Below are 25,839 nucleotides of genomic sequence, written 5' to 3'. Positions count from 1 at the left end.
CCCGCACGACCGTGGAGCCGACATGTACATCCCCGCCGACTACAACGAACCCAACCCCGACGCGATGCGCGAGCTGATCGTGCAGCATCCGTTCGGCAGCCTGATCACGCACGGCGAGCGCGGGCTCGACGCGAACCACATTCCGTTCGAGCTGATGCCCGGCGACGGCGGGCTCGGCGAACTGCACGCGCACGTCGCGCGCGCGAATCCGGTCTGCCAGGACGTCGCGAACGGCGACCAGGTGCTCGTGATCTTCCGCGCCGGCGACGCGTACATCTCGCCGAACTGGTATCCGAGCAAGCAGGTGACGCACCGGGAGGTACCGACATGGAACTACCGGGTCGTGCATGCGCACGGCCGCATCACGGTGTGCGACGACGAGCAATTTGTGCGTGGCGTGGTCGCGCGGCTGACGCGCACGCACGAGGCGTCGCAACCCGTGCCGTGGAAGATGGGCGATGCGCCGAAGGACTATATCGACACGATGCTGCAATCGATCGTCGGGCTGCGGATCGAGATCACGCGGCTCGTCGGCAAGCGCAAGCTCGGGCAGAACAAGGCCGAAGCCGATATCCGCGGCGCCGGCGAAGCGCTGGTCGCGGACGGCCATCTCGCGATCGGGGAGGCGATGCTGGCGGAGGCGGACGCGAAGCGCACTTGAGCACACGAGGACCGCGGCGCGCGGGCGAGCCGCGGGCCCGCGCGCCGCGCTGATCACTGCGTGCGCGTCGAGTCCTTCATCCCTGCCTTTGCCTGCGCGAGCGCTTCCCGAATCGCGGCCTCCGTCTTGTCGTACCCGCCTTCGCCATAACGCGTATAGACGATCTTGCCGTTCGCATCGATCAGGTACAGCGCGGGCCAGTACTGGTTGCCGTACGCGCGCCACGTGTCGTAGCGGTTGTCCTGCGCGACCGGATACCGGATGTCGAAGCGCTTGATCGCATCGGCGACGTTCTTCGCGTCGCGCTCGAACGGATATTCCGGCGTATGCACGCCGACCACGACGAGCCCCTGGTCGCGATACTTTCGATACCAGTCGTTCACGTACGGGATCGTATGAATGCAGTTGATGCACGAGTACGTCCAGAAATCGACGAGCACGACCTTGCCGCGCAACTGCTCGAGCGTCAGCGGCGCGCTGTTGTGCCAGCGCTCGATGCCGGTGAAACTGGGCGCCGCCATGCCCGCCAGCGACGTCTGCATGCCCGCGTCGTCCCGGGTGCCGGCGAACGCGGCGAGCCCGGCCGTGGCGGCGAGGGCGATGACGAGGGCGGCGGTCTTGAGTCGGGGCAGCATGGCGTTCTCCTGAACTTTGGGGGCCGCGGCGCGATGTCGGCGTCCGGGCGGGTTTCGACAGGCCCCATTAGGCGGCGCCGACGTATCTGCGATGTGTCCGGCCGGCCGCGCGTGTGCAATGTTGTGTGTCGTCGCGGCGACGCGATACATTGCGATACAAACGCGTGCCCGCCGTGCGGTATAAAAGCGGACATCGCCCGCCCGAACCCCGATACCGACACCGACTCATGGACAAGATCGACCACGTGCTGATCGTCGACGACGATCGCGCGATCCGCGAACTGATCGCGGACTACCTGGAGAAGAACGGCATGCGCGTGTCGCTGGCCGCGAACGGCCGCGAGATGCGCCACGTGCTCGACGACGGCGCGCCCGACCTGATCGTGCTCGACCTGATGCTGCCCGGCGAGGACGGCCTGACGCTGTGCCGCGATCTGCGCGCGGGCAAGTTCCGCACGGTGCCGGTGCTGATGCTGACCGCCCGAGGCGAGGAAACCGACCGCATCATCGGCCTCGAGATGGGCGCCGACGACTACCTGGCCAAGCCGTTCGCGGTGCGCGAGCTGCTCGCGCGGATCCGTTCGGTGCTGCGCCGCGCGCGCATGCTGCCGCCCGGCATGCAGGTGACGGAAACGGCCGCGATACTCGCGTTCGGCGAATGGCAGCTCGACACGACCGGGCGCCACCTGCTCGACGCCGAAGGCACGCTGGTCGCGCTGAGCGGCGCCGAATACCGGCTGCTGCGCGTGTTCCTCGACAACCCGCAGCGCGTGCTGACGCGCGATCAATTGCTCAACCTGACGCAAGGGCGGCAGTCCGACCCGTTCGACCGCTCGATCGACCTGCTCGTGAGCCGGCTGCGCCAGCGCCTGCGCGACGGCGCGCGCGAACCGCGCTACATCAAGACACTGCGCAACGAGGGCTATGTGTTCTCGTCGGCCGTGACCGCCATCGACGGTACGCCATGAGCGCGCGCACGCCGTGGCACTGGCCGCGTTCGCTGTTCGCGCGGCTCGCGCTGATCCTGTTCGTGGGGCTCGCGCTCGCGCAGACGCTGTCGTTCTGGCTCACCATGACCGAGCGCGACCAGGCGACCACGAACCTGATGATGGGCTACATCGAGCGCGAGGTCGCGAGCTCGGTTGCGCTGCTCGACCATCTGCCGCCGGCCGAGCGGGCCGCGTGGCTGCCGCGTCTCGCGCGGCGCAGCTATGCGTTCATCCTCGGGCCCGGCCAAACCGGCACGCCGCCGGAAGCGCGGCTGTCGGCGCGCGTCGAGCGCTCGATCTCGGACGGCATCGGCGGCGACTACCCGCTGACCGCGAACTCGATTCCCGGCGACCGCGAACATCTGCAGGTGCATCTGCGGCTGACCGACGGGTCGCCGCTGACGATCGACATTCATCCGATGTCGACGGTGCCGCTGTCGGGCTGGCTGCCGGCCGTGCTCGTGGTGCAGCTCGCGGTGCTGGCCGCGTGCTGCTGGCTCGCGGTGCGGCTCGCGACGCGGCCGCTCAAGCAGCTCGCGCAGGCCGCCGACGCGCTCGGCCCCGACCTGAAGGGCGAGCGGCTGAACGAAGACGGGCCGTCTGAAGTCGCGCGCGCCGCGCGGGCCTTCAACGCGATGCAGGACCGCATCGCGCAGTACATGGCCGAGCGCATGCAGATCCTCGCGTCGATCTCGCACGATCTGCAGACGCCGATCACGCGAATGCGGCTGCGCGTCGACGTGATGGACGACGACACGCAGGGCGCGAAGCTGCGCCAGGACCTGCTCGAAATGGAGCATCTGGTGAAGGAGGGCGTCGCGTACGCGCGGACGCTGCACGGCACCGAGGAGGCCGCGCGCCGCATCGATCTCGATGCGCTGCTCGACAGCATCGTGTACGACTACACGGATGCGGGGCAGGACGTCGCGCTGCACAGCCATGCGCCGCTCGCGCTCGTCACGCGGCCGAAGGCGCTGCGCCGCATCGTCGGCAACCTCGTGGACAACGCGCTGAAGTTCGCGGGCGCGGCCGAGATCGACGTGCAGGCGGCGCCGGACGGCGGCGCGGTGATCGCGGTGCTCGACCGCGGTCCCGGCATTCCGGACGATCAGCTCGACGCGGTGTTCGAGCCGTTCCGGCGCGTGGAGACGTCGCGCAATCGCGATACGGGCGGCACGGGGCTCGGCCTCGCAATCGCGCGGCAACTGGCGCTTGCGATGGGCGGCACGCTCACGCTGAACAACCGGCCCGACGGCGGCGGCCTCGAAGCGAGGCTGACGCTGAGGAACGCGGGGTGAAGCGACGCGGCGCGCGAGCGTCGCGGTGTCGGGCGTGTGCCGAAGCGTGCGATGTGCGGGATGCGTGCGACGTCACACGCGTCTCGGCTGCGCGTCGACGAGCGGCGCGAGTGCGTCAGCAGCGGCCGGTGCGCAGCGCGACGCGCCAGTCGTCGCGCCCGCGCGAGGCCGCGATGGCCGCGGCCGTGTGCCAGTCGTATTCGACCGCATGGAATTCGACGTTCCAGCCGGCGGCGGTGCGCGACACCATCGCGTAGCGCGCATGCGGCGAACCCGTCTCGATCCGGTGCGGATGCGGCAGATCGTCCGTATACGCTTGCAGCCCGACGCTGCCGGGATTGACGATCAGCCGGCCGTCGTCGAGCTTCGCGGCGCGCGGCACGTGCGTGTGGCCGCACAGGATCAGCGAGGCCGTTTCGTTGCCCGCACGCTGCGCGACCTCGTCGGGCGTGGCCGCGCGGCAGCCGTCGGGCGTGACCGTTTCGAGGAAATAGACGAGGTCGCTGGCCGGCGTGCCGTGCACCATCAGCACGTCGCCGTCGAGCATCAGGCGTTCGGGCAGCGCGGCGATCCACGTGCGGTGGTCGGCGCGCAGCGTGTCGTGCGCCCAGCGATCCGACAGCCGCATCGCGTCGCGATCCTCGGTGAGCAACTGCCGTTCGTGATTGCCCTTGACGGTCGGCAGGTCGAGCGCGATCAGGCGGTCGGCCGTTTCGGCCGGATGGAGCGCGCCCGACACGATGTCGCCGAGATTGACGATCACGTCGGCGCCGCGGCGCCGGACGTCGTCGAGCACCGCGTCGAGCGCGGCGAGGTTGCCGTGGATATCGGACAGCGCGGCGATTTTCATGGCGGAGCGTCGATGAGGGGAACGGCGATTGTCGCCAATTCGGCGCGAGCCGTCCAATCGCGTCACGGCGTCGGCACGTGAGGCCGCGGGCGGCGCGTCAGTCGGTCGCGAGCCGTGCGTACATCGCGAAATCGCCCGGCGTGCCGCGCACCATCTTGTACGCGCGCAGCAGCCCTTCGTAGCGGTAGCCGCACTTCTGCAGCACGCGCGCGGAGCCCGCGTTGCCGGTCAGCACGACGGCCTGCATGCGGATGAAGCCCCCTTCGGCGAACGCCCACGCGGTGACGGCTTCGCACACCGCGCTCGCGATGCCGCGCCCCCAGTGCGAAGGCGCGAGGTCGTACGCGATCTCCGCCGAGCGGTTCGCGGTGGACACCGTATGCAGCCCGATCGTCCCGGCGAGCGCGCCGGATTCGGTATCGACGATCGCGAGACGCCGGATCGAATCCGGATCGGCCGATTCGATGCTGTCCAACAGCGGCAGCAGATCGCCGGGCGAGCGCAGGTTCCAGCTCGTGTGGCGGAAAACGGCCGGGTTCGACAGGTACGCGTACCACGCGTCGAGGTCCGCGCGTTCGAGTTGCCTGAGCGACAGGCCGGGAAATCCGGAGCAGGGCGGCGCGGCGATTTTCATCGTACCCGGCGCCTACGCGGCACGGCGCCGGTACAGCGCCAGCGAGCCGGCGAGCGCGAGCAGCATCGCCCCGCACGTGCGCTCGAGCCACAGCGCGCCCGAGCGCTTCAGCAGCCGCACCGCACGGGCGCCGAGCAGCGCGTAGCCGAACATCACCGCGCCGTCGAGCAGCGCGAACGTGACCGCGAGCGCGACGTACTGCGGCGCGAGCGGCGCGGCCGGATCGAGGAACTGCGGCAGGAACGCGGAGAAGAACAGATAGCCCTTCGGGTTCGTCACCGCGGTCAGGAAGCTTTTCGCGAAGATCGACGCGTTGCGTCCGGTGCGTCCGGATGCCGTGTCGCCTTGCGCGGCCGCGACGTCGAGCGATCCCTTCGACATCAGCAACCGGATGCCGACATAGGCGAGGTAGGCGGCGCCGAGCCACTTCACGACCGAGAACCAGAACGCCGACGCCATCAGCAGCGCGCCGAGGCCGAGCGCGACCGCGACGATCAGCACGAAGTCGGACAGCATCGCGCCCGCGAAACCGTAGGCCGCGCGGCGCACGCCGTAGCGCGAGCCGTTGGTCAGCGCGAGCAGCACGGTCGGGCCGGGTGTCGCGATGCCGACGAACGCGACGGCGGAGAAGACCAGCAGGGTCGTTTCATGCATGAAGAAGCTCCCGGTGGAAGGCGCGCAGCCGATTATCGTCCGCGCCGCCCCGCGCTGTACAGGCGCCGCCGCCTCGGCGCCGTCTCCGACTATCGCGATTTTGACAAGAAACTGTTGTCATTATTCCGCTTTGGAACGGAACCGGTTCCAACTACCATACCGGCCGCAGCGGGCACGCCCGCCGCATCGTCGCGCGCGGACGTCGCCGGCCTTGCACCGCCGGCGGATGTCGGCGCCCGCTCGCTACTCGCAAACAGCCAGAACAACGGGTTCACCGCCCGGAGACACGAAACCATGAACAAGCAACTGATCGCAGCCCCGCTGCTGCTCTCGCTCGCGGGTATCGCCGCCGCGCAAAGCTCCGTCACGCTGTACGGCATCGTCGATGCGGGCGTGACCTATCGCAGCAACGAACGGGCCGGCTCGGCGGGCGCGTACACCGGGCATTCGAACGTCGGGCTCACGACCGGCAACCTGTCCGGCAGCCGGTGGGGCATCAAGGGCTCCGAGGATCTCGGCGGCGGGATGCGCGCGCTGTTCGTCCTCGAGAACGGCTTCGACATCACGAACGGCACGTCGGGCCAGGGCGGCCGCCAGTTCGGCCGGCAGGCGTTCGTCGGCGTCGGCAGCGACCGCTACGGCACGATCACGCTCGGCCGCCAGTACACGTCGCTCGACGATTTCGTGAGCCCGGTCGGCCCGTCGTCGTTCATCGGCGGCTTCGGCGCGCACCCGGGCGACATCGACGATCTCGACCAGACCGCACGCGTCGACAGTGCGATCAAGTACACGAGCGCGAACTACTCGGGCTTCACGTTCGGTGCGCTGTACGGCTTCGGCGGCCAGCCGGGGAGCATGAAGCAGCGCAACACGTGGAGCGTCGGCGCCGCGTACGCGGCCGGCCCGCTGCGCGTGGGTGTCGGCTACGAGCGCTCGGACAACAGCAAGACGGGCGCGACCGACCCGACGGCAGGCAAGTGGCGGAGCACCGACGACGGCCTGTTCAATTCGTCGATCAACGAAGGCTATGCGAGCGCGCAGTCGCAGCAGGTGATCGCGACGGGCGCGACGTACAACTTCGGGCCGGCCGTCGTCGGCGTGAACTACAGCAACGTGCAGTATCGCGGCGGCGCGCAGTCGCTGTTCAGCGGCCATGCGACGTTCAACGTCGCTGGCGTGTTCACGCGCTGGAACGTGCAGCCGCAGACGCAGCTGTTCGCGGGCTACAGCTACACGCGCGGCAGCGACGTCGACGGCATCGACAACCGCGCGCAGTATCACAACGTCACGCTCGGCGCGGTCTACGACCTGTCGAAGCGCACCAGCGTGTACCTGCTCGGCGCGTACCAGCATGCGTCCGGCACGACGCTCGACGCGCTCGGCCGGCCGGTGGCCGCGACCGCGTCGGTGTCGGACAAGGCGAACGGCCATTCGTCCGATTCGCGGTCGCAGGCGATCGTGAGCCTCGGGCTGCGCCAGAAGTTCTGACGCGGCGGCCGTTGCGCGCGCAACGGGGCTCGCGGACGATGCGGGCCTCGTGGCGCGCATGCTCCTGTACCGCCGCCGCCCTTTTCGAGGCGACGGCATGACGCGAACGCTGTCCGCGCCGCCGGTGCGGCGCGGCGACCGTCACGTTGCGCGGCGAGATCGTGTCCGGAACGAATCGGCTCGGCGTGCGCGTCGTGCCGAACAGGCTGCGTGCGCGTGCTTGCGGCGGACGATTGCCTGGCGACCTGCAGCGGAGCCGGTACGGCCGGCGCGCGACTTTCCCCTCCGCATTCCTGCTTTTCCTCCCGCTTTCCCGTCCGTTGCAGGATCACGCATTTCCGATCGCACCGAATAATTTTTTTCTTTCATTTCGATTTCGATTTGTAATAATAGAAACGATTTCCGGGGAATGAAAAAGCAATGCGGTCGTGGCAGAAAAAATGACGTATTTGCATTGCGTGATCCGGAAGAAAATGCCGGGAAATGCGCCCGAGCTGCACGCCGGAAGGCCGTATGGGCGCGGGTTCGGCGATTTTTCGATCGTTGACGAAAAAGCCCCGGACGGCAAAAGACGCGGAGTGAATAATTCCGGGGAACGGCGAATGCGAATTTTCCGGAATCACCAATATTTCACGCGCCGCGATTTACAGTGTCGACGATGGTTCGTCTGGGAGCATTATTCATGTCAATGAAACAAATCCGCGCGGCGTTGCTCGGAATGTGCATCGCGATGCTGGCGCCGGCGAGCCACGCGCAGGCGCAATACTCGACCGACTGGCTCGCGAACACGTACGGCACGCTGGCCTCGCACGTCGGCAACGGCGCGCGCTCGATGTGGGTCGCGCCCGAAGGCGTGATCTACACGGCGTCGCGCTGGGACGAGAACGCGGGCGGCGTCGCGATCTACCAGAACGGCCAGCCGCTCGGCACGATCGGCATTCACGACGAATTCCACGGCGGCGCGATCACCGGCAATTCGACGTCGCTGTTCGTCGCGCTCGGCTACAACCGCACGTTCGGCAGCGGCTCGGTGGGCCGCTACAACCGAAGCACGAACCAGCGCGACCTCCGCATTCCGGTCAGCACGTGGACGGGCATCCAGTATGCGGACGTGATCACGGGCCTCGCGACGACCGGCAACCTGCTGTACGTGAGCGACTTCTACGGCAACCGCGTGCGCGTCTACACGACCGACGGCGTATGGCAGCGCGACATCGGCGTCACGGGCCCCGGCGCGCTGGCGCTCGATGCGGCCGGCAACCTGTGGGTCGCGCGCAAGAGCGCGGGCGTCGTCGCGCAGTTCAGCCCGACCGGTGCGGCGATGAACACGCTCCAGATGGCGGCCGGCGCGCGGCCGGCGTCGCTGTACTTCGATGCGCCGATGGGCCGGTTGATGGTGGGCGACGAAGGGCCCGACATGAACATCAAGGTGTACGGCGGGCTGCCCGGGTTGCCGGTGCAGGTCGGCACGTTCGGCGTGCAGGGCGGCTATCTCGACACGACGACGGGCATCAAGGGGCAGGTCGGCGACAAGCGCTTCACGCGCGTCGCGGCGCTCGGCAAGGATGCGGCCGGCAACCTGTACGTGCTGAACAACGCTTGGGGCGGCGGCTGGGATCTCGGCCGCAACGGCAGCACCGATCTGCATTCGTACAGCCCGGTCGGCACGCTGCAGTGGAAGCTGCAGGCGCTGAACTTCGAGGGCGTCGCGGCGCCCGACCCCGCGACCGACGGCGCGTTGTTCTTCAGCGGCAACAACGTGTACACGGGCACCGCGGGCGGCACGTTCGTCGCGAACACGATCGACCCGTTCACCTATCCGAAAGATCCGCGTCTCGACATGAACGACTATCAGCGCGGCCAGCACTTCGGCCAGCTCGTGACGGTCGGCGGCAACCGGATTCTCGTCGCGTCGGGCCAGAACCCGGGCAACTTCAACTTCTATTACTTCAACACCGCGAGCGGCTATATCGCGATTCCGGCCGGCTCGCTGCCCGGCAAGCCGTTCAACACGACGCTGCAGGTGACGGCCGGTTTCGACATCGACGGCAACGGCGACGTGTGGGCCGGGCTGAACGGCTCCAACGTGATCACGCGCTATCCGATGACGGGCTTCGACGCGACCGGCAAGCCGTCATGGGGCAAGCCGGTGACGACGCCCGTGCCGAGCAGCGTGGCGCCCGTCACGCGCATCATCTACCAGGCCGACAGCGACACGATGATCCTCGCGCAGGGCCTCGCGGGCAACTGGGACTGGACGGCGATGAACGGGCACATCGAGGTCTATCGCGGCTGGAAGAACGGCAACACGAGCGCGCCGAACCCGGTGATCAACCTGACGAGCGCGAACCCGAAATCGATCGCGGCGGCCGGGCACTATCTGTTCGTCGGCTATGTGCACACGGTGCCGAACATCGACGTATTCGACCTGAACACGGGTGCGCTCGTCACGACGCTGACGAACTCGAATCCGTCGGCGATGGACGTCGGCAACGACGTCGACTCGATGTACGGCGTGCGCGCGTACCTGCGCTCGAACGGCGAGTACGTGATCACGAAGGACAACTACAACGGGTCGAGCATCGTCGTGTATCGCTGGCGTCCGTGACCGCGCGGGCCCGTCAGAACGATACCGTCGTCGTCAGCGTGACGAGTCGCGGTTCGCCGACCGCGACGATCAGGTTGCTGTTGCTCGACGGATAGTAGGTCTTGTCGAGCAGGTTCTTCACGTTGAGCTGGAAGCGGGTCGGAAACTTGCCGATCGTCGTTTCGTAGGCCGCGAATGCGTCGACGGTCACGTAGCCGGGCAGCGTGAAGCTGTTGGCGGTGTCGCCGGAGCGCGCACCGACGAGACGTGCGCCGCCGCCGAAGCGCCAGCGCCCGGGCAAGTTCGCGATGGCCGTGTCGTATACCGCGAACAGGCTGCCGGTGTGGCGCGCGACGTTGACGAGCGGCGTGTTGCTGTCGCGATCGTTCGCGTTCGTATACGCATAGCTGCCGATCACGCTCAGGTGGCGCGTGATCTGCCCGGCGACGTCGAGCTCGATCCCGCGCGAGCGCGCGGTGCCGATCGTCGACGTGAGGTCGCCGACCGTGACCGCGACGTTGCGCTTGTCGATCTGGTAGACGGCGAGCGTGCCCGTGATCGCGGGCTTCAGGCTGAACTTCAGCCCGGCCTCGAGCACGCGGCCGTATTCCGGCGCGAGCGGCGCGGCAACGTTCGACGCGACGTTCGGCTTGAACGAGCGGCTCACGTTCGCGTAGGCGGTGAGCGCCGGCGTCAATACATACGCGAGCCCGAACTGCGGCAGCCAGACGCTGCCGTGCGAGCGGTCGGCGAACACGAACGGCCGGCCCATCCCCGACTCCTGCTGCCAGTTTTCCCATCGCAGGCCGCCGACCGCGGTGAGGCGTTCGGTGATCTTCACCGAGTCCTGCACGATCGTCGAATACGCATGCACGACCGAGCGCGAATCGCTCTGCTTCGCGTTGGGTATGCCGCCCGGCGCGAGCAGGCCGTACACGGGATCGTAAAGATCGAAGCCCGTCGTCGCCTTGCCGCGGATCGTGTCGCCGCGGAAGCTGCGCTGCCGCTCGTATTCGCCGCCGACGTAGATCGCGTGTTGCATGCCCGCGAGCGTCACGTTGCCAAGCAGGCCGAGCGTCGCGATCTGGTCGGAGTCGTTGCGCCCGAGGTTCGCATCGGACGAGCGCGTCAGCGCGCCGGTCCTGCTGTTGAACGCGGTGGCGCGGGTGAGGTATTGATCGTAGCGATCGCGGCCCCAGCCGTAAGTTGCGCGCACGCGCCATGCATCGGAGAAGCGGTGTTCGATACGCGTACGCAGCGTTTCCTGGATGCCGCTGCTTTGCGACCACGCTTCCTCGTAGCGGCGATAGCGCAGCGCATCGTCGAGCTGGCCGTTCACGAGCACGGTGCCGCGGTCGAACGGCATCGTGTAGTCGACGTACTGGTAGCTGACGTCGATCGACGTGTTCGCGTCGTGCCACGACAGCGCGGGCGCGATCAATGCGTTGCGCTCGCGGCCGAAGCTGCGCCAGTAGCGGCTCGTGTCGTGTTCGCCGGTCAGCCGGAATGCGAGCGTGCCGCCCGCGATCTGGCCAGGCTTGCCGAGCGGGCCCGTGAGATCGAACTGTGCGCTGCTGCCGCCGTGGTTCGTGCGCGACGCGGAGATCGAGCCGCCGAACGTGTCTTCCGGCTTGCGCGTGACGAGGTTGATCACGCCGCCCGGGTCCTGCATTCCGTACAGCAGCGAAGCGGGGCCCTTCAGCACTTCGACGCGGTCGATCGTCGCGAGATAGCTGTGCAGCACCGGCGTGCGCACGCCGTCGACCAGCACCGAGCCGTCATTGTTCGACCCGAAGCCGCGCTTGATGAACGCGTCGCGCGTGCCGCCGAGCGTGTTGGTCTGCGTGACGCCGCTGATGTTGCCGAGCACGTCGTCGAGCGAGCGCGCCTGCTGGTCCTGCATCACGCTGCTGCTGACCACCGCGACCGATTGCGGAATCTCCTTCAGCGCCCGGTCGTCGCCGCCCGCGATGCTCGTCGTGCGCGGCCGATAGCCGATCGTCGGGTCGACGGCGGCCGATGCATTGACGCTGATCGCCGGGAGTTCGTGTTCGGCGGCGGTCGCAGGTGCGGGTGCAACGGGTTCGGTGCCGGCCGCATGCGCGCCGCTCGCGACGCACAGGGTGAGCAGGGCAGGCAGGCGCGTGCGCCACGGACGCGCGGCCCGGGCGCGGCAGGACATTCGACGGGATGGCATGAATCGATGCGGGAAGAGGAATGCTAAGGATCGCGGCGCGGGCCGCGACATTGCGTTGCGTACAGGACGCGCATGATATATGTAATGAGAACCATTTGCAATTGTAATGGGGCGGCAGGACGATGCTCGGCCCTCGGTTGCCGGCCTGTCGGCCGTCTGCTACCGTAGCGGCCAAAATCAGACGCAGTGAAATTCAACGAGAGAGAACCGGGGGCCGCACCATGTCATCTTCCTGCCACGTCGCATTCAGCGCGATGCCATGCGCCGCGCGCGACCACGCGGGCGGATGAAGTGATCGCAGCCGCGTACCGCCATTCGAACGATTAAATCAACGGAAGCGAATTCAACCGGCATCGCGCCGGGTTCGATCATTTCAACCACCACGCTGGACGGGAGAGACCACCCATGAAGAAGATTTCCGCACCATTCGCGGCGGCCGCGCTTGCTGCCTGCACGCTGCTGGCGGGCGTTCACCAGGCGGCCGGTGCGGCGTCGAACGCCGAACCCGCGATCGACGCGCATTACGGCGCCGTGATCGAGGCCTATACGCGGGACATGGCCGCCGCGAAGACGAAGTACGACGGCAAGCGCCTCACGTTCGTCGGCGCCGTGATCCGGATGGGTAGCGACCCGGGCGGCACGTACTTCGGCGCGCTGACGGCCGACGGCGAGCAGTTCGACACGCATTTCGACGTGGCCGACCAGGGCGCGCTGAAGCCGAAATTCCCCGGCGGCGAGATCAAGCCGTTCGTCACGTCCGCGGCTTTCCGGTTCAGTTGCGTGAACGAAGGCTATATCGACGCGCCGGTGCTGCCGGGGTTGAAGCTGACGCATTGCCGGCTCGCCGATTGAGCCGAGCGATGGGCGGCGCCGGCGTGCGAGGGTCACGCGGATTCGGGCTGCAGCACCATCGATCGGTCGGGAATTCAGGTGTATTGACCGACGGCGGCAGGATCCGCCATTGATCGTTTCCGTTATCGTGGTCGGCCGCCGCGCGTCCGGCAGCCCGTCTGCCGCTCTACAGATCGAGTACCAGCAGGTCGGTGCGCGACCGCGAGCAGCAGGGCATGAACTGGTCGCCGGCCGCCTTTTCGTCGTCGGTCAGATATGAATCGCGATGATCGGGCTCGCCTTCGAGCACGCGGGTCAGGCAGGTGCCGCACACGCCTTGCTCGCACGAGGTCAGCACGTCGACGCCGTGCGCCGCCAGCGCCGCGATGACCGTGCATTCGGCCGGCACGTCGATCGTCTGGCCGCTGCTCGCGATCCGGATCTGGAATGCGCGATCGGCGCCGGATCGCGTGACCGCGCCGCCGAAGAATTCGTAGTGCAGCCGCGCTTCGTCCCAGTGGCGCTCGCGCGCGGCGTTCAGCACCGCCTCCATGAAGCCGCGCGGGCCGCATACGTACAGATGCGTGCCTTCGGGCGCGGCCGCGAGCACGGCGGCCAGGTCGAAACGTTGCGCCGGGTCGCCGTCGTCGACGTGGAAGCGGGTGCGATCACGGAAACCGGCTGCGTTGATCCGCTCGACGAAGGCCATGCGATCGGCCGAACGCGCGCAGTAGTGCATGTCGAACGGCGTGCCGGTCGAGAACAGCCGTTCCGCCATGCTCAGAATCGGCGTGACACCGATCCCGCCGGCGAGCAGCAGATGGTGCGGTGCGTCGGAGGCGAGCGGGAATTGATTGCGCGGCATGCCGATCCGCACGGTATCGCCTTGCCGGACTTCGTCGTGAATCGCGCGCGAGCCGCCGCGGCCTTCGGCCTCGCGCAGCACAGCGATCTGATAGCGATCGCGTTGCCCGGGGTGATTGCACAGCGAGTACTGGCGGACGAGCCCGCCCGGCAGATGCACGTCGATATGGGCGCCGGCGTCGAAGCGCGGCAAGGGCGAGCCGTCGTCGCTGACGAATTCGAAGCCGCAGATGTCGCGCGCTTCCCGCCACTTGCGGGCCACCCGGACCGTCAACGTCGCGTCGCTCATGACGCCTCCTTGACGTGCGCGACCGGAATCGCGGGCCGCGGCGGGCTCGCGGCGTTTTCGGCGGCGAGCAGCCGGTCGATCACCTTGCGCGACAGCACGCCGCCGGCGTCGATGTTGAGCTTGAGGAGCGTGCGCTCGGGCCACTGCTCGAGATTGCGCTGCTGGCGCTCGAGCATCTCCAGATCCTCCGCGAAGATCTTGCCCTGGCCTTCGCGGATCTCGGTGGTCAGCGCGTCGTCGTCCGGCCGGAAATTGCGCGCCATCCCCCAGAAATACCAGATCGACGTGTCGGTTTCGGGCGTGATGAAGTCGACCACGATCGACGACGCCTTCTTGTCCGCCGGCGCGTCGTAGCCGCCGTGGCCCGCATGCGCGACGCCTACTTCGATCATCACGTGGCTCGGGGGCGTGAAGCGGCAGATCTGCCAGCGGTCGACCGGCACGTCGTCGGCGAGCCCGTTGCCGCGCAGCGCCATCCGCCAGAACGGCGGCGGCATCACGTTCTCCATGAAGCGGCTCGTGACGACTTCGTCGCCGTGGCCGGTCGTCTTCGGCGGCGCTTCGTCGATTTCCTTCTGGCCGATGCTCGTCGCATGCACGTACGTCTCGTGCGTGAGGTCCATCAGGTTGTCGATCATCAGCCGGTAGTCGCAGCGGATGTGATACAGGCCGCCGCCGTGCGTCCAGGCCGGATCCTCGGCCCATGCCAGCGCGGGCAGCTTGGCGGGATCGGCCTCCGACGCGTCGCCCGGCCACACCCACACGAAGCCGTACCGCTCGACCGCCGGAAAGCTGCGAATCGACGGAAAACCGCCGACGCGCTGGCCCGGCATGCCGGCCGTCTTGCCGTTGCAGCCCATTTGGAGCCCGTGATAGCCGCACACGAGCACGCCGTCGCGCACGAACCCCAGCGACAGCGGCGCGCCGCGGTGCGGGCAGAAATCCTCGAGCGCGGCGATCTGGCCGTCCGCCGCGCGGTAGAGCACCATCGATTCGTTGCAGATCTTGCGGCCCAGCGGCTTGCCGTCGATCTCGTCGGGCGTGCACGCCACGTACCAGGCATTCTTGAGAAACATGTTCCTTGTCTCCTTCGGGGCGGTGCCGCCGGGGAAGCGGCCCGATCTGCATTCCGTGTACTGAATGAGATTCAGTGTACTCACTGATAGGGGGCGGGACAAGGCGAGCGGTATACTGGTTTTCCCGGGAAATGGCGCGAGACAGCGCCATGCCGACGGCGCGCGCAACCGGTGCGCGCCGCCTATGTCATCGACTCATCCATGGAAAAAACGAATCCCGCCGACCTGCCGGCTTTCCCGATCGACCTGTACGACGAACCCGGGCACCTGATCCGGCGCGCGCACCAGATCGCGGTTGCGATGTTCTACGAGAAGCTCGGCCGGGACGTGACGCCCGTGCAGTACGCGGTGCTGCGGATGCTGTACGAGAATCCGGGGCTCGATCAGGTGACACTCGCGCAGCGGGTCGCGCTCGACACGTCGACGACGGCCGATCTCGCGGTCCGGCTCGAGGCGAAAGGATTGATCGTCCGCGAAGTGCTGCCGCGGCGTCAGCGGCGGCTGCTGCTGACGCCGGCGGGCGTCGAGTTGCTCACGCAGCTGATTCCCTCGGTGAAGGAACTGCGCGCGGGCCTGTTCGACGGGATGGGTGAGGACGATGCGGAGGAACTGATGCGCCTGCTGCGCAAGTTCGTCCATTTGAACAACGAGCAGAGCCGCGCGCCGCTGCGGGTGAGCGAGGATTCGTAGCGGCGCCGGGCGACGGCGCGGAACGGCGGCGCGCGCTGCGCCGGCCGTCACCCGCGTGACGCTTCGCCTTCCAGCCGCCGTACCGCTTCCGCGACTTCGTTCCTGAAGCGCACGAGCGCCGCCTGTTCCGGCGCCGGCGGCTGCACGGCCGCCCACAGCATGTCGATCAACTGCGTGGCCGTCGTTTCGGTATCGAGCTTGCGGTGCCCGAGGATCGCATCCCACAGCACGTGCTCCATCGGCCCGAACACCATCGAGCGCAGCAGGCTCAGCGGCAGATCCGCGCGAACCTGCCCGGCCGCCTGGCCGCGCGCGAGCACGTCCATCAACGGCGCCGTGTAGCGGCGCTGCAGCGCGGTGAGCTCGTCGCTCAGCGCATGCTGCTTCGCGCGGCCTTCCGACAGCACCAGCGCGCACAGCCCCGTGCCGTTCACGAGCATCAAGCGCAGATGGGTGCGCACGATGAACGCGAACTGCTGCTGCACTGACGCGTCCCGCGGCATCCCGTGTTCGAACGCGGCGATGATTTCGTCGTACCAGTCGGCGATCACACGCGCGCACAGCTCGCGCTTGCCGCGGAAATAGCTGAACACCGTCGCCTCCGACACGCCCACGCGCTGCGCGATCTCGGCGGCCGTCGCATGCTCGTAACCTTTTTCGGCGAACACTTCACGGCCGGCGCGCAGGATGTCCTGCACGCGCTGCTGGGATTTGCGCCCGGCGGGGGCGCGCGACGCGTCGGCGCGATCGGCTTTGGCGGTGGCGGTCATGGTGTCGGCGGGAGCGGCTGTCATCTTCGCATCATATCTGAGTATCACTCAAAAAACTATTGACGGCGAACCGGGCGAGGCGCGAAACTGTGCAAAATTTCCGCTGTATTGGTCAATGAATTGGCGTATTCATTCGATCTGAGCGAAACTCAGAAATCGGTGAGTGCGACACACTTTCTGGAGACGGAGGAGACATGATCAACCTGCCCGGCGTGCAATTCATGCTCGGTGAAGACATCGAGATGCTGCGCGACGCCGTCGCGACGTTCGCGGCGAAGGAAATCACGCCGCGCGCGGCGGAGGTCGACCGCACCGACCAGTTTCCGATGGATCTGTGGAAGAAGTTCGGCGATCTCGGCGTGCTCGGGATGACCGTCTCCGAGGAATACGGCGGTGCGAACCTGGGCTACACCGCGCACATGGTCGCGATGGAGGAGATCTCGCGCGCGTCGGCGTCGATCGGCCTGTCGTACGGCGCGCACTCGAACCTGTGCGTGAACCAGATCCACCGCAACGGCACCGACGCGCAAAAGCGGAAGTACCTGCCGAAGCTCGTGTCGGGCGAACACATCGGCGCGCTCGCGATGAGCGAGCCCAACGCCGGCTCCGACGTCGTCAGCATGAAGCTGCGCGCGGACAAGCGCGGCGACCGCTACGTGCTGAACGGCACGAAGATGTGGATCACCAACGGCCCCGATTGCGACACGCTCGTCGTGTATGCGAAGACGGACATCGAAGCCGGCCCGCGCGGCATCACCGCGTTCATCGTCGAGAAGGGGATGAAGGGCTTCTCCGTCGCGCAGAAGCTCGACAAGCTCGGCATGCGCGGTTCGCACACGGGCGAGCTCGTGTTCCAGGACGTCGAGGTGCCGGAAGAGAACATCCTCGGCCAGCTGAACGGCGGCGTGAAGGTGCTGATGAGCGGCCTCGACTACGAACGCGCGGTGCTGTCGGGCGGCCCGACGGGCATCATGGCCGCGTGCCTCGACGCCGTGGTGCCGTACATCCACGACCGCAAGCAGTTCGGCCAGGCGATCGGCGAATTCCAGCTGATCCAGGGCAAGGTCGCCGACATGTACACGACGTTCCAGGCGTGTCGCGCGTATCTGTACGCGGTCGGCCGCCATCTCGACTCGGCGGGCAGCGACCACATTCGCCAGGTGCGCAAGGACTGCGCGGGCGTGATTCTCTACACGGCCGAGAAGGCGACGTGGATGGCCGGCGAGGCGATCCAGATTCTCGGCGGCAACGGCTACATCAACGAATACCCGGTGGGCCGCCTGTGGCGCGATGCGAAGCTGTACGAGATCGGCGCCGGCACGAGCGAAATCCGCCGGATGCTGATTGGCCGCGAGCTGTTCGCGGAAACGATGTAACGCCCCACGTCACGCGAACGGAGCCCCGTCGATGCCGATCATCGAATCGAAACTGAACCCGCGTTCGGAAGACTTCCGCGCGAATGCCGCGGCGCTCGAGGCGCTCGTCGCCGACCTGCGCGCGAAGATCGAACAGCTCGCGCAGGGCGGCGGCCAGGCCGCGCGCGACAAGCACCTGTCGCGCGGCAAGCTGCTGCCGCGCGATCGCATCGCGCAACTGCTCGATCCGGGCGCGCCGTTCCTCGAGTTCTCGCAGCTCGCGGCGAACGGCATGTACAACGACGACGCGCCGGGCGCGGGCGTCATCACCGGGATTGGCCGCATCGCCGGCCGCGAATGCGTGATCGTGTGCAACGACGCGACGGTCAAGGGCGGCACCTACTATCCGATCACCGTGAAGAAGCACGTGCGCGCGCAGGAGATCGCCGCGGAAAACCGGCTGCCGTGCGTGTACCTCGTCGATTCGGGCGGCGCGAACCTGCCGAACCAGGACGACGTGTTTCCCGATCGCGACCACTTCGGCCGCATCTTCTACAACCAGGCGACGATGTCGGCCGCGGGGATCGCGCAGATCGCCGTCGTGATGGGCTCGTGCACGGCCGGCGGCGCCTACGTGCCGGCGATGAGCGACGAGTCGATCATCGTGAAGGACCAGGGCACGATCTTTCTCGGCGGGCCGCCGCTCGTGAAAGCCGCGACCGGCGAGGAAGTGAGCGCCGAGGATCTCGGCGGCGGCGACGTGCATACGCGCCTGTCGGGCGTGGCCGACCATCTCGCGCAGAACGACGCGCATGCGCTGTCGATCGCACGCACCATCGTCGGTCACCTCGCGCCGAAGATCGCGTCGCCGGTTCAGCTTCGCGAGCCGAAGCCGCCGCGCTACGACGCGAAGAGCCTGTACGGCGTGATCCCGGCCGATACGCGCAAGCCGTTCGACGTGCGCGAGGTGATCGCGCGGATCGTCGACGATTCGGAATTCGACGAATTCAAGGCGCGCTACGGCACGACGCTCGTTACCGGCTTCGCGCACATCTGGGGCCACCCGGTCGGAATCGTCGCGAACAACGGCATCCTGTTCTCCGAATCGGCCGTGAAGGGCGCGCATTTCATCGAGCTGTGCTGCCAGCGCAAGATCCCGCTCGTGTTCCTGCAGAACATCACGGGCTTCATGGTCGGCCGCAAGTACGAGAACGAAGGCATCGCGCGGCATGGCGCGAAGATGGTGACGGCCGTGTCGAACGCGAAGGTGCCGAAATTCACGGTGATCATCGGCGGCTCGTTCGGCGCCGGCAACTACGGGATGTGCGGCCGCGCGTTCGGCCCGCGTTTCCTGTGGATGTGGCCGAACGCGCGCATCTCGGTGATGGGCGGCGAACAGGCGGCGTCGGTGCTCGCGACCGTGCGCCGCGACGGCATCGAGGCGAAGGGCGGCGCATGGTCGCCGGAAGAAGAGGAAGCATTCAAGCAGCCGATCCGCGACCAGTACGAGCGCCAGGGGCATCCGTACTACGCGAGCGCACGGCTGTGGGACGACGGCGTGATCGATCCCGCGCAGACGCGCGACGTGCTCGGGCTCGGCCTCGCTGCGTCGATGAACGCGCCGATCGACGACACGCGCTTCGGCGTGTTCCGCATGTAACGCCCGGGAGGCAGACCGATGCGATACGAAACGATCAAGGTAAGCGAGGCCGGCCGCGTGGCGACCGTCACGCTCGCGCGTCCCGACGTGCGCAACGCGTTCAACGAGACGACGATCGCCGAGCTGACCACCGCGTTCGAATGGCTCGATGCGCACGAAGGCGTGCGCGCGATCGTGCTCGCCGCGGAAGGCGCCGCATTCTGCGCGGGCGCGGACCTGAACTGGATGAAGAAGATGGCCGGTTACTCGGACGACGAGAACCGCGCCGATGCGCGCAAGCTCGCGCGGATGCTCGAAGCGATTTATCGCTGCGGCAAGCCGGTGATCGCGCGCGTGCACGGCGACGCGTATGCGGGCGGCGTGGGCCTCGTCGCCGCGGCCGACATCGCGATCGCCGCCGACGGCGTGAAGTTCTGCCTGTCGGAAGCGCGGCTCGGGCTGATTCCGGCGACGATCGCGCCGTACGTCGTGCGTGCGATGGGCGAGCGCGCGGCGCGCCGCTACTTCACGACGGCCGAAGTGTTCGACAGCGCGCGCGCGGCGTCGCTCGGCTTCATTCACGACGCGGTGCCGGCCGACGCGCTCGACGAAACGGTCGCGAAGCTGGCCGCGACGCTCGTCGCGAACGGCCCCGACGCGGTGAAGGCGTGCAAGCGGCTCGTCGCCGACGTGGCCGGCCGGCCGCTCGACGCGATGCTGATCGAGCAGACCGCCGACTGGATCGCGAAGACCCGCGCCGGCGCGGAAGCGCGCGAAGGAATCGCGTCCTTCCTCGACAAGCGTGCGCCGTCGTGGCGTGAATGATCGCGTGACCCCAACCTTCCGGACGACATCGAAGCCATGTTCGACAAGATTCTGATCGCCAACCGCGGCGAAATCGCGTGCCGCGTCGCCGCGACGTGCAAACGTCTCGGGATCGCGAGCGTCGCCGTCTATTCCGACGCGGATGCGAACGCGAAACACGTGGCCGCGTGCGACGAGGCCGTGCATATCGGCGGCTCGGCCGCGGCAGACAGCTACCTGCGCGTCGAGCGCATCATCGAAGCCGCGCGCGCGACCGGCGCGCAGGCGATTCACCCCGGCTACGGCTTTCTGTCGGAGAACGAAGATTTCGCGCACGCATGCGAAGCGGCCGGCATCGTGTTCATCGGGCCGCCGGTCGACGCGATCGCGGCGATGGGGTCGAAGGCCGCCGCGAAGGCGCTGATGCACGCGGCCGCCGTGCCGCTCGTGCCCGGCTATCACGGCGACGACCAGGACGCGGCCAGCCTGCATCGCGAAGCCGACGCGATTGGCTATCCGGTGCTGCTGAAGGCGAGCGCGGGCGGCGGCGGCAAGGGGATGCGCGTGGTCGAGCGCTCCGACGATTTCCCGGCGGCGCTCGCGTCGTGCCAGCGCGAGGCCGCGAGCAGCTTCGGCAACGACCGCGTGCTGATCGAGAAATACCTGACGCGCCCGCGCCACGTCGAGGTGCAGGTGTTCGGCGACACGCTCGGCAATACCGTGTACCTGTTCGACCGCGATTGCTCGGTGCAGCGGCGCCACCAGAAGGTGCTCGAGGAAGCGCCGGCGCCGGGCCTGCATCCGGACGTGCGCCAGGCGATGGGCGAAGCGGCCGTCGCGGCCGCGCGCGCGGTCGGCTATGTCGGCGCCGGTACCGTCGAATTCATCATGACGGGCGAATCGTTCTACTTCATGGAAATGAATACGCGCCTGCAGGTCGAGCATCCGGTGACCGAGATGGTCACGGGGCTCGACCTCGTCGAATGGCAACTGCGCGTCGCGGCGGGCGAGCCGCTGCCGCTGAAGCAGGAAGAACTGCGCGTGAACGGCCATGCACTCGAGGCGCGCCTGTACGCGGAGAATCCCGCGCGCGGCTTCCTGCCGTCGACGGGCACGCTGAAGCATCTGCGGTTGCCGGCCGGCGTCGAGTTCGCCATCGGAGCGGCGGTGCGCGTCGACAGCGGCGTGCGCGAAGGCGATGCGATCACGCCGTTCTACGATCCGATGATCGCGAAGCTGATCGTGCACGGCGCGGACCGCACGGAAGCGCTGGGCCTGATGCTGCGTGCGCTGCGTGCGTGCGAGGTGGTCGGCCTGCATACGAACGCCGCGTTCCTGCAGCGGATCGTCGCGTGCGCGCCGTTCGCGACGGCCGATCTCGACACGGGCCTGATCGAGCGCAACCACGATGCGCTGTTCGCACCGCAACAACCGCCGCGTGCGGCGCTCGCGCTGGCTTGCGCGGCGTTGCTCGCACGCGAACGCGATGCCGCCGCGCAAGAGGGTACGTCGCCATGGCGCGCGCTGTCGAACTGGCGGCTGAACGGCGGCTATCGCCGCACGCTCGAATGGCATGCGACCGATCGCGAAGCGGACGTGACGGTGACCTGCGAGGACGACGGCGGCGGCACGCGCATCGCGATCGGCGACGCGGCCGCGCAACCGTTCGCGTGGACGCGCGGCGCCACGCCGCTCGATTTCGACGTGACGCTCGGCGGCGTGCGCAGCAGCGGCCGCGTGTATGCGGACGGCGACACGTTCCACGTGTTCACGCAGGGCGCGGCCGAGACGTTCGAATGGCGCAACCTGCTCGCGCATGCGGGCGACGCGGAGCACGGCGGCGGCCGCCTGACCGCGCCGATGCCCGGCAAGGTGATCGCGGTGCTGGTCGAGCCGGGCCAGAAGGTCGAAGCCGGCACGCCGCTGATCGTGATGGAAGCGATGAAGATGGAACACACGATCGGCGCGCCGAGCGCAGGCGTCGTCGCGGAAGTGCTGTACGGCGTCGGCGACCAGGTCGCCGACGGCGCGCAGTTGCTGACGATGACGGAAGGCTGAACCGGCCTTGCCCTTGTGCGCGGGCCGGTTGCCGTCGCGGCCGGCCCGCAAAAAATGCGTTGCGGTTCGCCGTACGCCCGTCGTCTGGACTGCGCGGCTTCGATAGCGCCGACACATGAAGCAGGACGCGTGATTCGCGCCAGTCTTTCGAACGCCTTACGACCTTCGCTGCTCCTCCCACACCATCGGGTGCCGTCCGCTGCGCGCACGTCGATCTTCCCTCCACTCGACACCATCGTGTAACAAGTCGAACATAGCATCTCGGCGTCGATATGACCGGCGCGGGTTCGCGCCGCGTCACGTCATCATCCCCACGGAGAACCGTTATGCGAACGTCGGCCCTACGGCCTTTCGCGGTCGTCGGTCTGATCGCGCTGACCGCCGTCCTCGGCGCCTGCAACGACGACCTGACCGCACCCGCCGCGCCCGTCGCGCAGCAGAAGGTCGCGTGCGGCGGCGCCGTGGTCGCCACCGTGCAGATGCGGTGCCCGCCGGGTTTCACCGCGCCTGCTTCGTCGCCTGCTTCCTGATACCGGCCGTTTCCACCAGAAATCCCATCAAGAGCAATCAGCATGGCCACTCATTCACGACGCGACTTTCTGAAGTTCTCGGCCGGCCTCGCCGGCGCGACCGCCGCCACCGCACTGCTGCCGGAATCGATCCGCAAGGCGCTGGCGATCGAGCCGAACACCGTGACGGGCACGATCCAGGATGTGCAGCACATCGTCGTGTTCATGCAGGAGAACCGCTCGTTCGACCACTACCTCGGTCACCTGAGCGGCGTGCGCGGCTACAACGACCGCTTCCCGGTCACGCTGCCGAACGGCAAGCCGGTGTGGTTCCAGCCGCGTCAGGAAGACAAGTCGAGCGTGATCGCGCCGTTTCGCTACGACACGACCAACCCGGGCGTCAACGCGCAATGTATCGGCGGCCTCCCGCATACGTGGGCGACGACGCACGGTGCGATCGACAACGGCCGCGCGGACCAGTGGGCCGTGCAGAAGTCGAACATGACGATGGGCTATCACGTTCGCGACGACATCCCGTTCCATTACGCGCTCGCGGATGCGTTCACGGTGTGCGACAACTACTTCTGCTCGATTCCCGGCAACACGCACCCGAACCGCATGTACCTGATGACGGGCATGGTCGATCCGCTCGGCACGGGCGGCGGCCCGCTGCTCGACAACACCGACTATATCGACAATCAGTTCGACAAGGTTCAGCTCCCGCCCTTCAACTGGACGACCTACCCGGAACGGCTCGAAAAAGCCGGCATCTCGTGGCAGATCTACCAGCAGGGCACCGGGTTCGACAATTTCACCGGCAACTACGGCACGAACATGCTCGCGTGCTTCAGCAACTTCGTGAACGCGCCGGCCGGTTCGTCGCTGCAGACGCGCGGGATGAGCACGCGTCCGATCACGCAACTGAAGGCCGACGTGCAGGCGAATGCGCTGCCGCAGGTGTCGTGGCTGCTGCCGCCCGCCGCGTATTCCGAGCATCCGAAGTTCACGCCGCTGTACGGCGCGTACTATCTGTCGACGATCCTCGATGCGCTGACGTCCAACCCGGACGTGTGGAGCAAGACGGTCCTGCTCGTCATGTACGACGAGAACGACGGCTTCTTCGATCATGTCGTGCCGCCGTCTGCGCCGACGCTGCCGGGCTCGGGCATGAGCACGGTGGACGTGTCGCTCGAGCGGCACGACGTCGTGACCGCCACGCAAGCCGGCACCTATACGGCCGACAACCTGCCGTACGGCCTCGGCCCGCGCGTGCCGATGTTCGTCGTGTCGCCGTGGTCGAAGGGCGGCTTCGTCTGCTCGCAGGTGTTCGATCACACGTCGGTGCTGCAATTCATCGAGAAGCGCTTCGGCGTGATGGAAACGAACATCTCGCCGTGGCGCCGCGCGATCTGCGGCGACCTGACGTCGGCGCTCGACTTCTCGAAATCGGATGCGACGGTGCCGGCCCTGCCGAACACGCAGGCGTATGTCGCGCAGGCGGATCTGCAATGCTCGCGCGCGTCGTCGCAGACCGCGCCGGCCAGCACCGCGCAGCAGGTCGTGACCGCGCAGGAACCGGGCACGCGGCCGGCGCGCGCGCTGCCGTACGAATTGCATGTCACCGGCCAGTTGCAGCCGCAAGGCTACGCGCTGACGTTCGCGAATACCGGCACGCAGGGCGCGCACTTCTGGGTCTACACGGGCGACCTGTCCGCGATGCCGCGCCGCTATACGGTCGAAGCGGGCAAGCAGCTGACCGATACGTGGGCGCTCGATGCGAACGGCAACTACCTGGTGAGCGTGTGGGGGCCGAACGGCTATTTCCGGCGTTTCGCGGGTTCGGCTGCCGCGGATGCCGCTGCCAAGCCTGAAATCACGCCGTGCTATGACACCGCGAACGGCGACGTTTACGTGACGATCGCCAATGCGGGCGCCAGCCCGCTCACGGTCACGGCGACCGATGTCGCGTACGGCGGCGCGGCGCGCACGCTGACGATTCCGGCCGGGCAGCGCGTCGAAGCGCACTGGGACCTGTCGTGCAGCAGCCACTGGTACGACCTGCAGTTCGCGGTGGCGGGCAATGCCGGCTGGGTGCGCCGCATCGCGGGGCACGTCGAGACCGGTAAGCCGAGCATCACCGACCCGGCCGCCGTGACGCCGACGATCGCGGCGATCTGACGGTAACCGACGCGCGCCGGCTGGTTGAATCCACCCGGCGCGGGAGTTTGCGTTTCCGATTCCGAAGCGGCGGCTTCAGTGCGGCGGTTCGCCGTCGTGCGCCATCGTCCGCGCGCGTGGCGGGCCACATCCGTTGGTCATGCTCGATGTAGCGGTCCGCACGGCGAAACAGCCTGGGCGTGTCGAGGCTGACGAGATCGGCCACGCCTTCGCCGTGCAACCGCCCGTCGCGCTCCATCGCGCGCAGGAATGCAGCGGGTTGCCATCGCTGGCATAGACGCTCGACCTGTCCTGCCGTGCGGCGATCGTGGTCATCATGTCGCGCGGCATCGCATCGTTACGTTCGGTGCGCCGGAACGTGATCACGCCCGAGTTGAACGCCCGCCGGCCGATATCTTGCGCGAGCAGCCAGTCAGATCCTTCGAGCAGCCGCTCGACGACATACCGGCAGAGCGATTAGGGGCGACGGATTGTGCGAACCGGTGCTGCGTGATGTTGGACGTGTTGCTTTGCAGCAGGTACCAGCCCCCAACTTTCGGTGCTCGTTAATTTTCCAGTAATTCCATTGAAATAAAAATCATCGCATGGATTTCTCTCGGAATATTCTGATATTGCATTCTTGACGAAAAATTGTGAGATTTTAACGATTCGCAAACCTAATTTTCTTGTCGTTGATTTGATTTTCAAATTTCGTATTTGTCTCATGGATTTCATTATGAAAATTTGCTTAACTCGGGAAAATTCGACGGCATCGTATCCCTGAGGTTGTAGCAAATGGGGCGT

Annotated in this window: 21 protein-coding genes and 1 pseudogene; 14 read left to right on the top strand and 8 right to left on the bottom strand. The window is 67.4% G+C overall.

Annotation, left to right across the window (positions count from 1 at the left end):
• The first annotated feature begins 22 nt into the window (after positions 1-22).
• Positions 23-661 (top strand): FMN-binding negative transcriptional regulator, encoded by a 639-nt coding sequence (locus CFB35_RS26695; protein ID WP_059575511.1) that lies wholly within the window; start codon positions 23-25, stop codon positions 659-661.
• 53 nt (positions 662-714) lie between these two features.
• On the opposite strand, the gene CFB35_RS26690 is transcribed toward CFB35_RS26695, so the two are convergent.
• Complete coding sequence (locus CFB35_RS26690; protein WP_059575509.1) at positions 715-1,296, bottom strand: thioredoxin family protein; 582 nt, start codon at positions 1,294-1,296, stop codon at positions 715-717.
• A gap of 227 nt (positions 1,297-1,523) precedes the next feature.
• On the opposite strand from CFB35_RS26690, the gene CFB35_RS26685 reads away from it, so the two are divergent.
• Both CFB35_RS26685 and CFB35_RS26680 read left to right on the top strand, forming a co-directional pair.
• Positions 1,524-2,264: a response regulator gene (locus CFB35_RS26685; protein ID WP_059575507.1), complete on the top strand. Its 741-nt coding sequence runs from the start codon at positions 1,524-1,526 to the stop codon at positions 2,262-2,264.
• Positions 2,261-3,583: an ATP-binding protein gene (locus CFB35_RS26680; RefSeq protein WP_059575505.1), complete on the top strand. Its 1,323-nt coding sequence runs from the start codon at positions 2,261-2,263 to the stop codon at positions 3,581-3,583. Before CFB35_RS26685 ends, CFB35_RS26680 begins: the two co-directional genes overlap by 4 nt.
• A gap of 115 nt (positions 3,584-3,698) precedes the next feature.
• On the opposite strand, the gene CFB35_RS26675 is transcribed toward CFB35_RS26680, so the two are convergent.
• The 3 genes from CFB35_RS26675 to CFB35_RS26665 all read right to left on the bottom strand — a co-directional run bounded on the left by CFB35_RS26675 (position 3,699) and on the right by CFB35_RS26665 (position 5,721).
• Positions 3,699-4,433 carry a metallophosphoesterase gene (locus CFB35_RS26675; protein WP_059575503.1) on the bottom strand — a complete coding sequence of 245 codons (735 nt, stop codon included), beginning with the start codon at positions 4,431-4,433 and terminating at the stop codon, positions 3,699-3,701.
• Between the two features lie 97 nt (positions 4,434-4,530).
• Positions 4,531-5,067, bottom strand: a complete 537-nt coding sequence (locus CFB35_RS26670; protein ID WP_059575501.1) for a GNAT family N-acetyltransferase — start codon at positions 5,065-5,067, stop codon at positions 4,531-4,533.
• 12 nt (positions 5,068-5,079) lie between these two features.
• The gene (locus CFB35_RS26665; RefSeq protein WP_059575499.1) at positions 5,080-5,721 is read right to left on the bottom strand and encodes a LysE family translocator; all 642 of its coding nucleotides are present in this window, start codon (positions 5,719-5,721) and stop codon (positions 5,080-5,082) included.
• A 294-nt stretch (positions 5,722-6,015) separates the two neighbouring features.
• Between CFB35_RS26665 and CFB35_RS26655 the strand changes: the two genes are divergently transcribed.
• From CFB35_RS26655 to CFB35_RS26645, 3 genes and pseudogenes are all read left to right on the top strand, one after another.
• Complete coding sequence (locus CFB35_RS26655) at positions 6,016-7,209, top strand: porin (RefSeq protein ID WP_059575497.1); 1,194 nt, start codon at positions 6,016-6,018, stop codon at positions 7,207-7,209.
• 152 nt (positions 7,210-7,361) lie between these two features.
• Positions 7,362-7,460: pseudogene (locus CFB35_RS35480) on the top strand (aldehyde-activating protein); the annotation flags it as partial.
• Between the two features lie 431 nt (positions 7,461-7,891).
• Positions 7,892-9,817 carry a hypothetical protein gene (locus tag CFB35_RS26645; RefSeq protein WP_060012051.1) on the top strand — a complete coding sequence of 642 codons (1,926 nt, stop codon included), beginning with the start codon at positions 7,892-7,894 and terminating at the stop codon, positions 9,815-9,817.
• A 13-nt stretch (positions 9,818-9,830) separates the two neighbouring features.
• Here the strand turns inward: CFB35_RS26645 and CFB35_RS26640 are convergent, their stop codons facing one another.
• On the bottom strand, positions 9,831-11,993 hold the full coding sequence (locus tag CFB35_RS26640) for a TonB-dependent siderophore receptor (protein ID WP_059575494.1): 2,163 nt from the start codon (positions 11,991-11,993) through the stop codon (positions 9,831-9,833).
• 405 nt (positions 11,994-12,398) lie between these two features.
• Between CFB35_RS26640 and CFB35_RS26635 the strand changes: the two genes are divergently transcribed.
• Positions 12,399-12,845: a hypothetical protein gene (locus tag CFB35_RS26635; protein WP_059575492.1), complete on the top strand. Its 447-nt coding sequence runs from the start codon at positions 12,399-12,401 to the stop codon at positions 12,843-12,845.
• 166 nt (positions 12,846-13,011) lie between these two features.
• Here CFB35_RS26635 and CFB35_RS26630 read toward each other — a convergent pair whose 3' ends face one another.
• A complete protein-coding gene (locus CFB35_RS26630) occupies positions 13,012-13,977 on the bottom strand; it encodes a PDR/VanB family oxidoreductase (protein ID WP_059575490.1) in 966 nt (321 codons plus the stop codon).
• The gene (locus CFB35_RS26625; RefSeq protein WP_059575488.1) at positions 13,974-15,053 is read right to left on the bottom strand and encodes an aromatic ring-hydroxylating dioxygenase subunit alpha; all 1,080 of its coding nucleotides are present in this window, start codon (positions 15,051-15,053) and stop codon (positions 13,974-13,976) included. Before CFB35_RS26625 ends, CFB35_RS26630 begins: the two co-directional genes overlap by 4 nt.
• 201 nt (positions 15,054-15,254) lie before the next feature.
• On the opposite strand from CFB35_RS26625, the gene CFB35_RS26620 reads away from it, so the two are divergent.
• Positions 15,255-15,743 carry a MarR family winged helix-turn-helix transcriptional regulator gene (locus CFB35_RS26620; RefSeq protein WP_059575487.1) on the top strand — a complete coding sequence of 163 codons (489 nt, stop codon included), beginning with the start codon at positions 15,255-15,257 and terminating at the stop codon, positions 15,741-15,743.
• Positions 15,744-15,790: 47 nt separating this feature from the next.
• Here the strand turns inward: CFB35_RS26620 and CFB35_RS26615 are convergent, their stop codons facing one another.
• The gene (locus CFB35_RS26615; protein ID WP_059575485.1) at positions 15,791-16,537 is read right to left on the bottom strand and encodes a TetR/AcrR family transcriptional regulator; all 747 of its coding nucleotides are present in this window, start codon (positions 16,535-16,537) and stop codon (positions 15,791-15,793) included.
• A 170-nt stretch (positions 16,538-16,707) separates the two neighbouring features.
• On the opposite strand from CFB35_RS26615, the gene CFB35_RS26610 reads away from it, so the two are divergent.
• The 6 genes from CFB35_RS26610 (at position 16,708) to CFB35_RS26580 (ending at position 25,056) form a co-directional block, all read left to right on the top strand.
• Positions 16,708-17,889, top strand: a complete 1,182-nt coding sequence (locus tag CFB35_RS26610) for an isovaleryl-CoA dehydrogenase (protein ID WP_059575483.1) — start codon at positions 16,708-16,710, stop codon at positions 17,887-17,889.
• Positions 17,890-17,920: 31 nt separating this feature from the next.
• The gene (locus CFB35_RS26605) at positions 17,921-19,528 is read left to right on the top strand and encodes a carboxyl transferase domain-containing protein (RefSeq protein ID WP_059575480.1); all 1,608 of its coding nucleotides are present in this window, start codon (positions 17,921-17,923) and stop codon (positions 19,526-19,528) included.
• 18 nt (positions 19,529-19,546) lie between these two features.
• Complete coding sequence (locus CFB35_RS26600) at positions 19,547-20,332, top strand: enoyl-CoA hydratase/isomerase family protein (protein WP_059575479.1); 786 nt, start codon at positions 19,547-19,549, stop codon at positions 20,330-20,332.
• Between the two features lie 36 nt (positions 20,333-20,368).
• Positions 20,369-22,369 carry an acetyl/propionyl/methylcrotonyl-CoA carboxylase subunit alpha gene (locus tag CFB35_RS26595; protein WP_059575477.1) on the top strand — a complete coding sequence of 667 codons (2,001 nt, stop codon included), beginning with the start codon at positions 20,369-20,371 and terminating at the stop codon, positions 22,367-22,369.
• A gap of 326 nt (positions 22,370-22,695) precedes the next feature.
• A complete protein-coding gene (locus CFB35_RS26585) occupies positions 22,696-22,899 on the top strand; it encodes a hypothetical protein (protein ID WP_089465750.1) in 204 nt (67 codons plus the stop codon).
• 42 nt (positions 22,900-22,941) lie between these two features.
• On the top strand, positions 22,942-25,056 hold the full coding sequence (locus tag CFB35_RS26580) for a phosphocholine-specific phospholipase C (protein WP_059575473.1): 2,115 nt from the start codon (positions 22,942-22,944) through the stop codon (positions 25,054-25,056).
• Positions 25,057-25,839 lie beyond the last annotated feature (783 nt).

The organism is Burkholderia sp. AU16482 (assembly GCF_002223285.1).
In the GTDB taxonomy this organism is placed as follows: Bacteria; Pseudomonadota; Gammaproteobacteria; order Burkholderiales; family Burkholderiaceae; genus Burkholderia; species Burkholderia semiarida.
This window is presented reverse-complemented; position numbering and strand designations above follow the sequence as displayed.

Excerpts from the sequence above, each read along its gene's own strand:
- CFB35_RS26695 (WP_059575511.1), top strand. The coding sequence starts at position 23 with ATGTACATCCCCGCCGACTACAACGAACCCAACCCCGACGCGATGCGC.
- CFB35_RS26690 (WP_059575509.1), bottom strand. The coding sequence starts at position 1,296 with ATGCTGCCCCGACTCAAGACCGCCGCCCTCGTCATCGCCCTCGCCGCC.
- CFB35_RS26685 (WP_059575507.1), top strand. The coding sequence starts at position 1,524 with ATGGACAAGATCGACCACGTGCTGATCGTCGACGACGATCGCGCGATC.
- CFB35_RS26680 (WP_059575505.1), top strand. The coding sequence starts at position 2,261 with ATGAGCGCGCGCACGCCGTGGCACTGGCCGCGTTCGCTGTTCGCGCGG.
- CFB35_RS26675 (WP_059575503.1), bottom strand. The coding sequence starts at position 4,433 with ATGAAAATCGCCGCGCTGTCCGATATCCACGGCAACCTCGCCGCGCTC.
- CFB35_RS26670 (WP_059575501.1), bottom strand. The coding sequence starts at position 5,067 with ATGAAAATCGCCGCGCCGCCCTGCTCCGGATTTCCCGGCCTGTCGCTC.
- CFB35_RS26665 (WP_059575499.1), bottom strand. The coding sequence starts at position 5,721 with ATGCATGAAACGACCCTGCTGGTCTTCTCCGCCGTCGCGTTCGTCGGC.
- CFB35_RS26655 (WP_059575497.1), top strand. The coding sequence starts at position 6,016 with ATGAACAAGCAACTGATCGCAGCCCCGCTGCTGCTCTCGCTCGCGGGT.
- CFB35_RS26645 (WP_060012051.1), top strand. The coding sequence starts at position 7,892 with ATGTCAATGAAACAAATCCGCGCGGCGTTGCTCGGAATGTGCATCGCG.
- CFB35_RS26640 (WP_059575494.1), bottom strand. The coding sequence starts at position 11,993 with ATGCCATCCCGTCGAATGTCCTGCCGCGCCCGGGCCGCGCGTCCGTGG.
- CFB35_RS26635 (WP_059575492.1), top strand. The coding sequence starts at position 12,399 with ATGAAGAAGATTTCCGCACCATTCGCGGCGGCCGCGCTTGCTGCCTGC.
- CFB35_RS26630 (WP_059575490.1), bottom strand. The coding sequence starts at position 13,977 with ATGAGCGACGCGACGTTGACGGTCCGGGTGGCCCGCAAGTGGCGGGAA.
- CFB35_RS26625 (WP_059575488.1), bottom strand. The coding sequence starts at position 15,053 with ATGTTTCTCAAGAATGCCTGGTACGTGGCGTGCACGCCCGACGAGATC.
- CFB35_RS26620 (WP_059575487.1), top strand. The coding sequence starts at position 15,255 with ATGGAAAAAACGAATCCCGCCGACCTGCCGGCTTTCCCGATCGACCTG.
- CFB35_RS26615 (WP_059575485.1), bottom strand. The coding sequence starts at position 16,537 with ATGACAGCCGCTCCCGCCGACACCATGACCGCCACCGCCAAAGCCGAT.
- CFB35_RS26610 (WP_059575483.1), top strand. The coding sequence starts at position 16,708 with ATGATCAACCTGCCCGGCGTGCAATTCATGCTCGGTGAAGACATCGAG.
- CFB35_RS26605 (WP_059575480.1), top strand. The coding sequence starts at position 17,921 with ATGCCGATCATCGAATCGAAACTGAACCCGCGTTCGGAAGACTTCCGC.
- CFB35_RS26600 (WP_059575479.1), top strand. The coding sequence starts at position 19,547 with ATGCGATACGAAACGATCAAGGTAAGCGAGGCCGGCCGCGTGGCGACC.
- CFB35_RS26595 (WP_059575477.1), top strand. The coding sequence starts at position 20,369 with ATGTTCGACAAGATTCTGATCGCCAACCGCGGCGAAATCGCGTGCCGC.
- CFB35_RS26585 (WP_089465750.1), top strand. The coding sequence starts at position 22,696 with ATGCGAACGTCGGCCCTACGGCCTTTCGCGGTCGTCGGTCTGATCGCG.
- CFB35_RS26580 (WP_059575473.1), top strand. The coding sequence starts at position 22,942 with ATGGCCACTCATTCACGACGCGACTTTCTGAAGTTCTCGGCCGGCCTC.